General features: G+C 43.5%; 16 protein-coding genes. 7 read left to right on the top strand and 9 right to left on the bottom strand.

The annotated features are described in order from the left end of the window. Positions 1-10: 10 nt before the first annotated feature. Positions 11-2,371 (bottom strand): Lon protease family protein, encoded by a 2,361-nt coding sequence (locus tag RJD38_RS19150; RefSeq protein ID WP_005592881.1) that lies wholly within the window; start codon positions 2,369-2,371, stop codon positions 11-13. A gap of 229 nt (positions 2,372-2,600) precedes the next feature. Here RJD38_RS19150 and RJD38_RS19145 point away from each other — a divergent pair, with 229 nt between their 5' ends. Beyond that, on the top strand, positions 2,601-3,095 hold the full coding sequence (locus tag RJD38_RS19145) for a hypothetical protein (RefSeq protein ID WP_065546204.1): 495 nt from the start codon (positions 2,601-2,603) through the stop codon (positions 3,093-3,095). A 35-nt stretch (positions 3,096-3,130) separates the two neighbouring features. Here RJD38_RS19145 and RJD38_RS19140 read toward each other — a convergent pair whose 3' ends face one another. The 3 genes from RJD38_RS19140 to RJD38_RS19130 all read right to left on the bottom strand — a co-directional run bounded on the left by RJD38_RS19140 (position 3,131) and on the right by RJD38_RS19130 (position 5,244). Next, the gene (locus RJD38_RS19140; protein WP_065546203.1) at positions 3,131-4,030 is read right to left on the bottom strand and encodes a LysR family transcriptional regulator; all 900 of its coding nucleotides are present in this window, start codon (positions 4,028-4,030) and stop codon (positions 3,131-3,133) included. A gap of 430 nt (positions 4,031-4,460) precedes the next feature. After that, complete coding sequence (locus RJD38_RS19135) at positions 4,461-4,811, bottom strand: hypothetical protein (RefSeq protein WP_009384204.1); 351 nt, start codon at positions 4,809-4,811, stop codon at positions 4,461-4,463. Positions 4,812-4,947: 136 nt separating this feature from the next. Beyond that, the gene (locus RJD38_RS19130) at positions 4,948-5,244 is read right to left on the bottom strand and encodes a YkgJ family cysteine cluster protein (protein WP_081467348.1); all 297 of its coding nucleotides are present in this window, start codon (positions 5,242-5,244) and stop codon (positions 4,948-4,950) included. Here RJD38_RS19130 and RJD38_RS19125 point away from each other — a divergent pair. Then, a complete protein-coding gene (locus RJD38_RS19125) occupies positions 5,156-5,356 on the top strand; it encodes a hypothetical protein (RefSeq protein ID WP_065546202.1) in 201 nt (66 codons plus the stop codon). The two genes, RJD38_RS19130 and RJD38_RS19125, sit on opposite strands and share 89 nt — an antisense overlap. A 178-nt stretch (positions 5,357-5,534) precedes the next feature. On the opposite strand, the gene RJD38_RS19120 is transcribed toward RJD38_RS19125, so the two are convergent. Continuing rightward, positions 5,535-5,999, bottom strand: coding sequence for a DUF1456 family protein (locus RJD38_RS19120; RefSeq protein WP_009384201.1), 465 nt, complete (start codon positions 5,997-5,999; stop codon positions 5,535-5,537). A 394-nt stretch (positions 6,000-6,393) separates the two neighbouring features. Here RJD38_RS19120 and RJD38_RS19115 point away from each other — a divergent pair, with 394 nt between their 5' ends. Continuing rightward, a complete protein-coding gene (locus RJD38_RS19115; RefSeq protein WP_065546201.1) occupies positions 6,394-6,726 on the top strand; it encodes a PBPRA1643 family SWIM/SEC-C metal-binding motif protein in 333 nt (110 codons plus the stop codon). A gap of 110 nt (positions 6,727-6,836) precedes the next feature. Here RJD38_RS19115 and RJD38_RS19110 read toward each other — a convergent pair whose 3' ends face one another. Continuing rightward, positions 6,837-7,463, bottom strand: a complete 627-nt coding sequence (locus RJD38_RS19110) for an HD domain-containing protein (RefSeq protein WP_065546200.1) — start codon at positions 7,461-7,463, stop codon at positions 6,837-6,839. 263 nt (positions 7,464-7,726) lie between these two features. Then, positions 7,727-7,975, bottom strand: a complete 249-nt coding sequence (locus RJD38_RS19105; RefSeq protein WP_005592869.1) for a DUF3297 family protein — start codon at positions 7,973-7,975, stop codon at positions 7,727-7,729. Positions 7,976-8,308: 333 nt separating this feature from the next. On the opposite strand from RJD38_RS19105, the gene RJD38_RS19100 reads away from it, so the two are divergent. Together RJD38_RS19100 and RJD38_RS19095 are read left to right on the top strand one after the other, a co-directional pair. Beyond that, positions 8,309-8,575, top strand: coding sequence for a hypothetical protein (locus RJD38_RS19100; protein ID WP_065546199.1), 267 nt, complete (start codon positions 8,309-8,311; stop codon positions 8,573-8,575). 394 nt (positions 8,576-8,969) lie between these two features. Continuing rightward, positions 8,970-9,362: a hypothetical protein gene (locus tag RJD38_RS19095; protein ID WP_065546198.1), complete on the top strand. Its 393-nt coding sequence runs from the start codon at positions 8,970-8,972 to the stop codon at positions 9,360-9,362. Positions 9,363-9,480: 118 nt separating this feature from the next. Here RJD38_RS19095 and RJD38_RS19090 read toward each other — a convergent pair whose 3' ends face one another. Continuing rightward, entirely contained in the window at positions 9,481-9,774 is a 294-nt protein-coding gene (locus RJD38_RS19090) for a hypothetical protein (protein WP_005592866.1), read from the bottom strand. A 179-nt stretch (positions 9,775-9,953) separates the two neighbouring features. Further along, positions 9,954-10,763 (bottom strand): sulfite exporter TauE/SafE family protein, encoded by an 810-nt coding sequence (locus RJD38_RS19085; protein WP_065546197.1) that lies wholly within the window; start codon positions 10,761-10,763, stop codon positions 9,954-9,956. Between the two features lie 168 nt (positions 10,764-10,931). Between RJD38_RS19085 and RJD38_RS19080 the strand changes: the two genes are divergently transcribed. Then, the gene (locus RJD38_RS19080) at positions 10,932-12,140 is read left to right on the top strand and encodes an IS4 family transposase (RefSeq protein WP_032073033.1); all 1,209 of its coding nucleotides are present in this window, start codon (positions 10,932-10,934) and stop codon (positions 12,138-12,140) included. 271 nt (positions 12,141-12,411) lie between these two features. Continuing rightward, a complete protein-coding gene (locus RJD38_RS19075) occupies positions 12,412-13,386 on the top strand; it encodes a DUF1852 domain-containing protein (RefSeq protein ID WP_065546196.1) in 975 nt (324 codons plus the stop codon). The last annotated feature ends 22 nt before the right edge of the window (positions 13,387-13,408 follow it).

Here is a 13,408-nt window from a genome sequence, read left to right as displayed (position 1 = left end):
TCTTTATTTTCTATTTTCGCAGAGCATTGAGCTTGGCTTGCGCAATACCAAACACCGTATCAATCGGATAACTGCCCTCATCGCTTGGCACACCCGCTTGTTTGCCTGTAAATATTTCGATGGCTTCCGTAACATGGTCTATCGCCCAAATGTTAAACTCGTTTCTCTCAACGGCTTTCACCACATCTTGGCGCAACATCAGGTTATGCATGTTAGAGCGAGGAATGATCACCCCTTGAGTGGATGAGCGACCTTTGATCGCACACACATCGAAGAAGCCTTCAATCTTCTCGTTCACCCCACCAATCGGCTGCGATTCACCAAACTGATTCATTGAACCGGTAATGGCAATATCTTGTCGATTCGGCTGTTTGGAGAATGCCGATACCACCGCGCAAAACTCTGCCATGCTGGCGCTGTCACCGTCCACGCCACCATAAGATTGTTCAAAGGTAATCGTGGTCGTTAATGGGACTTTTGCGGTCTTGCCAAATACCGAGGCAAGATAGGCGGTTAAGATCATCACCCCTTTGGAGTGAATACTGCCGCCAAGATCGACACTGCGTTCAATATCGATCACTTCGCCTTCCCCGTAACACGTTGTTGCCGTGATGCGGTTTGGAGCGCCAAACATATATTCACTGGTACTTAGTACCGACAACGCATTCACTTGACCGACGGCTTCACCTTCTGTGTGGATCAAGGTTGTACCATTGATAAAGCCTTCCATCACCGCGTCTTTAAGACGACTGACGCGTGATTCTTGATTCTCCAGCGCCTCTTCAACATGGCTTGCGCGAATCAAATTAGCATTGGCTTGACGCGCGACATAGTTAGACTCCCTGAGCAGGTTTGCAATGTTTGCAGAGTGGAGCGAAATCTTGTTTTGATCACCGGCCAAGCGCGAGCTATGCTCGATAATTCGAGCGATCGCTTTACGGTCGCAATGCAGCATGTTGTTGTCGTGTACTACGCTGGAAATAAAACGCGCGTAATGCAACTCTGAATCAACCGTACGCTTCATTTCATCTTCAAAATCCGCGGTAACGCGAAATAGTTCACTGAACTCTGGATCGTAATGCTGGAGCAATTGATAGGTGCGGTAATCACCAAACAGGATAATTTTAATGTCTAATGGGATCGGTTCAGGATCGAGCGATACCGCACCGGTTAAGGTGAGCTCTTTTTCCAATGAGGTAAAACTTAACTGACGTGAACGCAGCGCACGCTTGAGGCCATCCCAAACATAGGGCTGCTCAAGGACTTTTTGTGCATCCATCAACAACACGCCGCCATTGGCACGATGGAAACTACCGGCTCGAATCAGCGAAAAATCGGTGAAAACAGTGCCTTTAAAGGTAGCCGTCTCAATGTAGCCAAACAAGCTGTGATAGTTAGGATTCTCTTCCACCACAACCGGAAATTCGCACGCGGTACGGTTGACTAACAAGTTGACTTTATAACGGCGCGGTAATTTTTTATCTAACGATGCGGCGGCGATTTCAGATTGTTCATTGCCTTGCTCGAGGAAAATATCCGCGTTCTCGACGATATCTTTCTGCAAATCTGTGAGGTAAGTTTTCAGCTCAGGGTACGTCGCGTAGTCTTCTTTCAGTTGTTTGATAAAATGTCCTATCACTTCCAATGTGACATCATCATTAATCTTTTTGATTTTTTCGCTGTATACCTCTTCTAACTCCGTCAGCAAGCGTGCCATATTACGCAGTTTCACTTCGAGCTGATCGATGCTGGCGCCGAAGCGCTCTTGCTCTTTGACCGACAAATCATCAAAGCTCTCTTCGGTATGCAGATCGTCGCCATTCATGGCAACAAACTGATAGTCACCTTGGGTGGTAACGGTTAAGCTGATGTTCTGATCTTTTGCTTCTTTACTGATCGATTCAAGCTCTGTTGCCTGTTTAGCCTCAAGTTGCATTTTGAGTTTATCAGTACGGCTTATATAGAGCTCGTTATCGAACGCTAATGGCATTGCGACCACCAGCTTGGCTATCATCTTTTCAACGTCGTGTTTTAAACGACTGCCCACCCCACAAGGCAACTTGAGCACTTTAGGGGTACGATTATTGTCAAAGTTGGTGACGTAGCACCAATCAAACAAGTTCTCTACATCATTTTTATGACGGTTTAAATAGCGCAGCACCATCGTGCGCTTACCTAAGCCATTATGACCAATAGCGTAGATGTTATAACCCTTCTCTTTGATCGACATCGCGAACTCAACCGCTTTTTGGGCGCGTTCTTGGCCGACAATTTCATCAATTGGTGCCAATTCTTTTGTCGATTTACTTGGCAATTGCTCCAGCTCTGTTGCGCTGTAAAGCTGACTTACTTCTAGCCGCTGAATCGTCATAGTCATGTCCTTATTGATCAGTGCCTTTGTTTACAGTGTAGATTAATTCCATTTACATTTTAGTGACTTAGGCCATACACCGAGTTAAGTGGTTACTTTTCAAACAACCACCAGTTAGATGATAATAACTTTCATTTGCATTAATGAGCTAATTGGCTTTTAATAAAGTGTCTTTTAATTGCCGATGTCCACTTGTTGGCGTGGCATCAATTGGTAGGAGTCTACTTAGATGGAATTGCAGCAATGTTGGTCACATTATCTAAAAGCCGATCAACTGTTAGAGCAAGGGCATTGGCCTGAAGCGCACTACTTATTTGAACAAGTATTGACGCATTTGCCAGAGCATATCCATAGCGCGCTTAATAACCAAGAAACCAAACCCTGCCAATTTACCTGTCTGGTTACCGGCATTCGCGATGCTGCGGTTGCACAATCGCACATCCTTAATCGTATGGGGCAATATGAACAAGCGTTTAATACGTTAAACCAAACTTATGCATTACTGCAATTTGTCTCGTTAGAAGGCTCTGATTTGATTCGTACTATCGGCTCCATCTTAATCAAACATTGCGACGATTTATTGCAGCATATGGCCGCATTTTGCTCATCACAACGTAATGCTCGATGGATGGTAGAGTTGGAAACCGTGCAAAAGGCACACCATCATTTTGATGCGCTAAAGCTGTCTTATCATGGTAAACAAAATACAGCGTTGATTAACTAAGATTAATTAACTAATCAGGCTAAATAGATGACTATCTAGAAATACTCCGCCATCTCTAAATAGCGCATTTTGATGTGCTCGATAAGTAACTTTACTTTCTTCGGCGGCTGACGAGTAAAAGGATATACCGCATAGATACCCAAACATTTACCAACTTGCTGAGGGAATAGATCGATCAGTTCACCGCGTTTCAGGTCATGGTAAACCAAGCAGCGCGGCATATAAGCAATACCACAACCCGCCAACGTTGCTTTGCGCAGCGCCGTGGCATTATCTGTTGAGAAATTACCTGATACTTTGACAATGGTGTTCTTTTTTTCACCCTTAAATTCCCATTCTCTTGCACCCGTCGTTTGATAGGCATATTGCAAGCAGTTGTGATTGAGTAATTCACTTGGTAACGCCGGCTGACCGTAACTTTGGATATAGCGAGGTGAACAACACACGACCCATTGAGAATCAAGTATATGCCGAGCAATCAGGCTAGAGTCTTCTAGATAGCCGGTTCTGATCACCAGATCATAGCCATCTTCTACCAAATCGACAAAGCGATTATTGAGTGACATATCGATGGTTAAACCCGGATGTAAGTTGCAAAATTCAGCCACCGCTTGTGCCAGTACTAAATCACCCGAAATCGTTGGCACTGACATTTTTATATGGCCAGAAAGGCTCTCACCATAGCCTGAAACTGAATCTATCGCCTCTTGAGTGGCTTGTTTAACGTTCTTGGCCCCTTGCAGCAACGCACGCCCAGCTTCGGTGAGTGTCAGTTTGCGCGTAGTGCGATACAACAACTGCACGCCGGCCTGCTCTTCTAGCCGCGCAATTCGTTTACTGACTACCGAGTTGGTTAGATTATTTTGTTCGGCAACCTTGCTAAAACTGCCAAGCTCTTGAACTTGAGAAAAGAGGATAAGATCGTCTGCTCGCATGTCATTGTGCCGTTTTTGGAAAGAATCGCTGTTATTATCTCCCTTAGATAATAAGAGATAAAGCAATTACCCACAAACGCGCAGCATTGTGATCACATAAATTCTACTTAATGTATGCAACTGAACGATTCAGATATCGTTAGTCAATGTCTGTTCTAAATTTCTATTCTTAATTTGTATTCGAAATCAGAATCGTAAATGGCAATTGTCGATGAGTATAAAATGAAGCAATAATGAATTGAAACTAGCACCAGGGTGACACTGTTACTCAAAAACATTAACTACTAAGCCATTAAGCTCCCAATCAAGCAATAATACTCTTAGGGACAAAAATGATGGCGATATAAAAAACCGCAGCAAACATCCTGACCTATTACGGTCAAAGTCTATTGCGGTCAAAGTCAACTAAGGGGTCAGCACCGACGAGCGTTTATAGACCAAAACCAATTCTTGGCTGCTTACGCACCGAGCGTACACCCCAAGGGCTAAGATCCGGCTTCGGCTTGCCAGCATAATCACCAAGGCAAATGTACCCTTTCGCAAGATAGCGGTATAAAAAGTCACCACCATTTAGCGCAGCCGATTTGTCATCACCTAACGGTAAGCGGATGCGTTCAATACGCAGATCTGACGCAGCACGAAAGGCAGGGTAAACCGTTGAATTGATTGGGTGTGAGGCTAAGTCTTGAATAATTGCTTTATCCGACATTCTTGCCGATGTTTGGCTAAATAGCATCACCAGGCGCATTTGTTGCTCCGATGAAACAATGAGCATTTCCATAAATTTCTTTCCTATAAAACAAATCGACACAGCTTTGACGCTGTCTATGTTATGTCAGGCATGGCAAGAGGCTCTAAAATGCAAGCGCTGAACATAAATATAGACAGAAGATAATTCGCTGGCGATCGTGTTAAAATCAGTCAATATTGTGAGCAATACGTTCGTCGCGACACTCGTATGAGCCCATTTCAAAGTATCGACAAATCCAAGGGCGATTTTCGTAAATCGTACACATGTACGTTTCTCTATCGAGCGCCGAGCACCAACCATCCTCTAAACGCAGCAGAGTCTCACCACCCCATTCATCGTAGGCGATGTGCTCTTCAGGCACCCCGGTATCACTAATGATCATGACCTCAAGCTTACAGCAGCAAGCTTTGCAGTCAGAGCATGAGATGTCGGTGGTGGGTACATTTCTAATCGGAATTGTCATGGTATCTACAATAAGCTCAATTGCGGCTTCAATGGCCGAATACTACTCTACTTTGCACGCCGATATCGGAGTTTCTCGCGCTCAATGCAAAAATAGTCGCAGCGAGACGTAATGCATAAGCAGATATTCGATCGTCGTTAGGATAGGAACAGTATTGTTGGGCTAGCAAGTAAACGCAATATCCAAACCAGAGATTGCGCTTACTCAATACGAGCGTGTTCACACGGCTATAGGGCCTTGAGTGTCACCCTAAATTGCAAACCAACTCGAATCATCATGCATGTAGATGACTATACGGTTGGGCGGAACTGAGCTTGGATGCCAACTAAGAAGTTACGGAGAGTTTGATCTTTACACTCGCGGTAATGCTTGTTTTCTGGTTTACGGAAGAAAGCGCTCAACTCATGTTTGCTTAATTCGACATTCGCCAGTTTCATAATTTCAAGAATCTCTTCCGCTTTTAGGTTCAAAGCAATACGAAGTTTTTGGAAAACCATGTTGTTGTTAAGCACTTGCTCAGGCTGAGGTTGTTCACCTTCACGCTTACCACGTTTCAGATTGATAAAGCCGTTCAAGAACACCGCCAGTTCACCATCAACCATTTTGATAAAATCAGCATCGTCTTCTTTTTTCAACCAAGCGACCACTTGCTCTTCGGTGGTGTTGAAATCAGCTAATGCGAAAACTTCAACCATAGCGCTATCATTTAAATCAAAGGTATAGCGTACGCGGCGTAAAATATCATTATTGGTCAAAATAGTTCCTAGTCTTAGGTAGTACCAGCTTAATCAACGCGATTACTGGTGAGCGGCGGATTCTAGCAGAGTTGTTCGTCATACCCTATCATTTGATGCGTAATTTCAAGGTCTCGTTTCGCGCTCTAGCTTCTAGGTGTACTTCGAGGTGTAGCGTCGAGGTCTCGTTTCGCGATCTACCCCGGCTAATGCGGAAAAAAAGTTACCCACCCCACTCTTGAGGAACAGGCAACATACGAGGCAAGAGAAAAGTGGTTAACATACCGCCAATGTCAGTGTTGATATAGCAAGGGGCAAAACTTCAATTCACATGACTATATAGTGCTTTATCAATTGAGCGATATAAGTATAATCGCCGCTTTATTGCGTCATACCCATTGTTAAAGAGTCCATCATGTCTAAATTATTTTTCAAAGGTCGAATTGAGACGAGACAAAATCACGTCCTTTCTGGCTTCAACGTAAATCGTGACGTAAAAGCTGGTACTGCTGAAGCCCCTCTTTCAGTGACCGTAGCAAACGAACAACGTAAAGTTGAGATTGAAGCACTGTTGGCTGAGCACGCTTTAATTGCCAATATCGTTGTTGATGCTGACCAAGCTGAGAACATTTCCGAGCTTGAGATCATCATTAATAAGCCTAAAACGATTCGTTTTGAAAAGACTCCAAACCGCAACGAACCTTGTCTTTGTGGTAGCGGCAAAAAATACAAAAAATGCTGTGCATAATCGTACCTTAGCGTCGATTTCACAAACAGTAATCAACCGCCAATTGGCGGTTTTTTGTTATCTATCGATCGCTATTCGCATTCAGCAAACCCATGATCTTGTTTACAGTGTCACACTTCTTTCGATAGCTGAACCAAATAGTCACGCATAAACTGCGTTCTTGTTTGCGCCTCTGCTCGTGCTGATTCCGTATTCATGGTATCAGCGAGCTTAAACAACTTGAGGTAGAAATGGTCAATCGCAAAACGACGATCGTCAGCCGTTCTTTGCAAGCAAAATGGATCGTCAGGATGATACAGATCCACGCCTAGTTCACAGCTTACTTGTAGGCAACGAGCAATCCCTATTGCCCCCAGAGCATCAAGCCTGTCGGCATCTTGTACAATTTGGGCTTCCAAGGTTGTCGGGATGATATTGGCGCTATAACTATGCGCGACAATAGCATGATGGATCGAAGGCAAATACGTTTGCGGATAGTCAATGGTACGTAAAAAACTCAGCGCTTTTTCAGCCGCGAGTTGTGAGCTTTGACTACGATCTGGGTGATTTTTTGCCAATGACACACAATCATGCAAGTACGCCGCGGGTAATACAACTTCAATTTGCGCACCTTCCGCTTGGCACAACTGCTTGGCCGTTTTGACGACACGTAGAATATGATGAATATCGTGCGCTTGATCTTGCAGCATTTGCTGTTTTACAAACGCTAAGATCGGCCCTTCAAATCTTGCTGCCATGTTACCTTTGCTCCTGCTGATGACCTACACGCTGCCCAGTATTTCACTTAGCACTACTTAGCACTACTTAGCACTACTTAGCACTACTTAGCACTACTTAGCACGGATAGTTTGCCATTATTGGCTGGCATGAAAAACGACAAACAATAGCAATTGAATGACGAAGATCACCAATTCAACCCAACGCAGATACAAAAAAGGCCTAGATTGCTCTAGACCTTTTTGAATAGAAACCGCAGTTTCTCTGCTATGAACGACGCAACTTACACGTAGTAAGCTTCAACCGTGCCTTTTAGCGTAATTAGAATTGGCTGTCCACGGCGATCGAGTGCTTTAGGTGAAGGGATTTTTACCCAACCTTCGCTGATGCAGTACTCTTCAACGTCGGTACGCTCTTTACCATTTAGACGAATACCGATTTGGTGCTCGAAACATTCTTCTACGAAAAACGGGCTACGTGGGTTACCTGCTAGGTGATCTGGCAATGCTGGTTTGTTATCGCTCATGTTCATATTCTTATAGAAAATAAAAAGTGCGTCATTGTAGACAAAATAAGGCTTAGGCTCAATGAATCTCTGTTTGTAATAGCTAATTTCTTCGTTTTTTAGCATTGGAAATAGTGCCTTATCAATGACCATTATTTGGTGAGCGAGACAACAGCATAATCAATGCGATTAATAAACTAGCAAATGTGTATATGACGCCCAATATACGAGCATCAAGGTATATCTAACGACAGTGAGTTCATTTGACGACAGATAAATCTCCAAATGTTCAAAAAATAAGACACTATTGCGTGATAGGCTGCCCGCCTCTTAACGCACAGAATTACGACCACCATTTGTATGATTATATTTGATACTACTTCAGCCATTCAGTTTGCAAAACTACTCGAAAACAACATCACTAACGTGCATGAAATCATCTATTTTAATGACGGAATACAACTACAAAAAGTTAAACACATCCAGGCCACGTACGAAGATTTTGAGTGTAACGGGATGTTTACCCGTATTTTCTCTGGCCTTGTAATGACGCTATCCAACACCGTCACTTTGCACATTAACGTGCTCAAAAAACACATTCGCCAATTTGATCAGCACAACCAGTAGTTGGTGCAAATTAGCGCAGTACGCATCACCCCATGAACGTGAGTCTCGTTTGTGGGGCTATACCGTTAGCTTTATTCGATGGTTGCTCATTCAAACACGACCTCTCCGCAATATGGGAAGCGTATAAGTCGCATTGCTATCACGTGCGTTGCAGTGACACGCGCGACATTCACTCAACTGATTAGTGCTCAATTTTAATTAATGATGAAGAGTAATAAGAAACAGATTCCATCCCAACGGACGCTTTTACTGTTACGATCTCTATCGGGATAACAGCAGCCTTAGCAGCTTGTCGTCATTAATATATAGAGCTGTAAGAAAACTCTTCTTGATCGCTTTGTGATGTACCACTGCTAGGCTACAATCGCCCGCTTTACAGGACGAGCCTTCAACAATGCCGTTTAACAATGACCTAGATTTTATGATTACCTACCTAGAGCGTTTCTGTAAAGAACCGCATATGGTGGCACTCGATGAAGTTTGCGATGACCAGATCAACCTGATGCTTGATTTTTTAACCCTAGCCCACAAATTAAAGTGTGATATCTATGCAACTGGCAGCCTAAAGAGTTCTCACTTTTTGGGGCTTGGCGTTTTTACACTTGAGCAAAGTGTTGCACCGCAAGGTAACTTATTTCTCAAAATAGAAGCCCATCAGCTGTACATTTCATTTGAGCTCGACAACTGTAATGAAGGCAACCTGCTGACACCAATACGCGTCATCGATGCATTAACCTATCTAGCCGACATGAAAGGCCATGGCCTGCTGCCTGAGCACTACTCGTAATTCAAGGGGTTTGCTGGGAGTATCATCATCTGATGATCGTTTAACTGAGTGTAGGCCAAATCGAGCATGAGGCGATTTTACTCATGCTCTTGCGCGTTTATCTGCTCACGATACTCCGCTAATCTACCGGACTTTGGTCTGTTGGTTCTTGTTGTAAGTTGTCTGCAAGGCCTACCTCACCCGCGACAAAAAGAACACTCCCTAGTGTCGTCAGGATTTCATTGCCCTTTCTTGGCGGAAATTCACCTGCGGCACTGACACTTTGTGGTTCGATAACGTTTTTGCACACAATACTCACACATCCTTCCTGATCATTAGCCTGCGCAATCGAATCTGATGCTACGTGCTCGTCGGCGACACTACCACCAGAGACAAAACTTGTGATCACCATTAACACCGCCCAATATTTCATTTCATTCCTTTGATGGTTCAACCTGCAATAGTTATGGGACAATAACAAAGCCGAGATGTTCAATACATCTAAGCTTCAAGCAACCACAACTTCTGTTTGATGACGTTAATTGACCGCAACACTATCAGCTTACAAACATATCAGAGCGCAACCTTATCAGCTTCCAATCAAAGCCGCCCTCAACTCATCATCATATTCGCAGCCATGAGCATAAGTAGCACTGCAAAGACTTTTTTGATCGTCGCTACCGGTAAGGTATTCGTGGCTTTCGCCCCAAATGGCGCGGTGAACCACGAGGTACAAACAATACCAAACAACGCCGGCAAATAGACGAATCCGGCAAAGCCATCTGCCCATAACAAATGACGGCTACCCGAACTGATGTAACCAATAGAGCCAAATATAGCGATAACAATCCCGCAGGCAGATGCGCAGCCTATGGCTTTTTTCATATCGAGAGAGAAAAAGGTTAATAGTGGAACCAAGAGTGCGCCACCACCAATGCCTATCATCGCAGAGAGTCCGCCCGTCATCGTCGTAAGCACGGTTAACATGCCTTTATTTGGCATTTTACGCTCATTCGATGTCTCATTTTTGCTGCTATAAAACATTTTAATCGCAATCAGCACCACACTCACCGCAAATACAATCCGCACCATCTGTTCAGGTAACAGCGCGGCCATAAAACCGCTAATAAGCGCCCCAAAAGCAACGCCACTCATCACCCACGGAGCAAGATCCCAGGGTACATTGCCATTTTTGTGATGCGCTATAGCGGAAGACGTCGACGTAAACAATATTGACGCTAAAGATGTAGCGATAGCAACGACAACCACTTGCTCGGATGACACCACAGAAAAGTGCAGTAAAATGCTACTCAGCACGGGAACAATGACTAACCCACCACCGATGCCAAGCAGACCCGCCAAGAAACCCACGCCACTACCTAGCAACGCACAGTATATGACTAACAACAGCAATTCACTCATTTCATTCATCCATAAATATAATTAACCAGCAGAATCAGGTGGTCGCTAAAAATATTTAGCACTGAGGAATCCCCTAATGATTTTGATAAAAATCATAAATTTAAGGTAGATGCACATCTTGTCATGTGATCAAATGGTTCTGAGAAAAATCAATAACCAGACAACAAGATGTGCGAACTCGATATTTTACACGACTCTCTTTACCAATTCTGCCCTGAATTGCACTTAAAACGACTCAACAGTTTAACGCTGGCTTGCCACGCATTACTTGAATGTAAAACGCTCACTCTTACCGAACTTGGTCGTAACCTGCCAACGAAAGCCAGAACAAAACATAACATCAAACGAATCGACAGATTGTTAGGTAATCGTCACTTGCACAAAGAGCGACTCGCTGTATACCGTTGGCATGCCAGCTTTATCTGTTCAGGTAATTCGATGCCCATTGTTCTTGTTGACTGGTCTGATATTCGTGAGCAAAAACGGCTTATGGTATTGCGGGCTTCGGTGGCACTACATGGTCGTTCTATTACTCTTTATGAGAAAGCCTTTCCGCTTTCAGAGCAATGTTCAAAGAAGGCTCATGACCAATTTCTAGCCGACCTTGCAAGCATTCTACCGAGTAACACTACACCGCTCATTGTCAGTGATGCTGGCTTTAAAGTGCCATGGTATAAATCCGTTGAAAAGCTAGGTTGGTACTGGTTAAGTCGAGTCAGAGGGAAAGTGCAATATGCAGATTTAGGTGCGGAAAACTGGCAACCTATCAGCAACTTACATAGCATATCCTCAAGTCGCTCAAAGACTTTAGGCTATAAGAGGTTGACTAAGAGCAACCCAATTTCATGTCAAATTGCACTGTATAAATCACGTCCTAAAGGCCGAAAAAATCAGCGTTCGACACGGACTAATTGTCATCATCCGTCACCTAAAATCTACTCCGCTTCGACAAAAGAACCATGGGTTTTAGCGACTAACTTGCCCGTTGAAATCCGAACACCAAAGCAACTTGTTAGGCTCTACTCGAAGCGTATGCAAATTGAAGAAACCTTCCGAGACTTGAAAAGCCCAGCCTACGGTTTAGGCCTCCGTCATAGCCGAACTAGCAGCTCAGAGCGCTTTGATATCATGCTGCTAATCGCCCTAATGCTTCAACTGACATTTTGGCTTGCTGGAGTTCATGGTCAGAAACAAGGTTGGGATAAGCACTTCCAAGCTAACACTGTCAAAAATCGAAATGTACTCTCAACAGTGCGCTTAGGGATGGAAGTTTTGCGGCATTCTGGCTACACAATAACGAGGGAAGACTTGCTCGCGGCTGCAACCCTGCTTGCTCAAAATCTATTCAAACATGGTTGTGCTTTGGGGAAATTATGAGGGGATCCCTCAGTATTTAGCACCCCCTCACAAGGCCAAATAATATAAACGACCTTCAGGTTAACTTTCAAACCCAATGGAACATGAATATTTCTCATAATTAGCGTGAAAGAATAACATTATTAATTACCACCCAACGTGGGTAAAACTCTCTTTTAATAATCAACCATGGTTACACTGCGCGTTCTAATCTAGGTTGTTAGAGAAAATAAAAACATTACAAATCATAATAACTTAAACGAACGCCGAGCTAATTGGATATCAAATCGACATGAATAATCATTTCAAATTTATCGTCAAGAGCCTTTCTCTCGATGAGAATTATCACCCTGCTGATAGCACTCGCATCACAACTAACTTTGCCAATCTCGCGAGAGGTGAGCATCGCCAAACGAATTTACGCAATGCACTAAAAATGATTGATAATCGCTTTAATGCCCTCGCACATTGGGATAATTTGAAAGGAGATCGTTACTCGGTCGAACTTGAAATTATTTCGGTTGATATGGATATTCAAGATGGCGAACAGACATTTCCATCAATTGAAGTATTAAAGACGTACATTGTCGATCATAAAACCAACCAACGAATTGAAGGTATTATTGGCAACAATTTTTCCTCTTATGTTCGAGATTACGACTTTAGCGTATTACTACTGGAACATAATAAAAACAAAACGACATTTAGCATTCCAGAAAATTTTGGCGAACTGCACGGCAAGTTATTTAAACACTTCGTCGACTCTCAGGTTTATCAACAAAACTTCAATAAAAAACCCGTTATTTGCTTGAGTGTTTCAGACAACAAAACTTACTACAAAACGGAAAATGAACATCCAATTTTAGGCTCCGAATATCAACCTAACGAGTCGTCATTGACCGAGCAGTACTTCCAACATATGGGCTTACAGGTGCGCTACTTTATGCCACCAAACAGTGCGGCGCCATTGGCTTTCTATTTCTTTGGTGATTTGCTTAATGATTACACTAATCTAGAGCTTATCAGCACCATCAGTACCATGGAAACGTTCCAAAAAATCTATCGCCCTGAGATTTACAATGCCAATGCTACTGCTGGTAAGTGTTATCAGCCCAACTTAAAGAGCTCAGATCACTCTTTGACTCAAATTGTGTATGACCGCGAAGAACGCAGTCGTTTGGCGATTGAGCAAGGAAAGTTCGCTGAAGAGCACTTCATAAAGCCCTATAAGACCGTCCTTGAGCATTGGTCTGAAAATTACGCTTAATCCTGAACCCAAATTGATGGCA

The sequence above is a fragment of the Vibrio scophthalmi genome (genome assembly GCF_040869025.1).
Lineage (GTDB): Bacteria > Pseudomonadota > Gammaproteobacteria > Enterobacterales > Vibrionaceae > Vibrio > Vibrio scophthalmi.
Note: the sequence above shows the minus strand (reverse complement) of the source record. Positions and strands in the feature narration are given on the sequence as shown.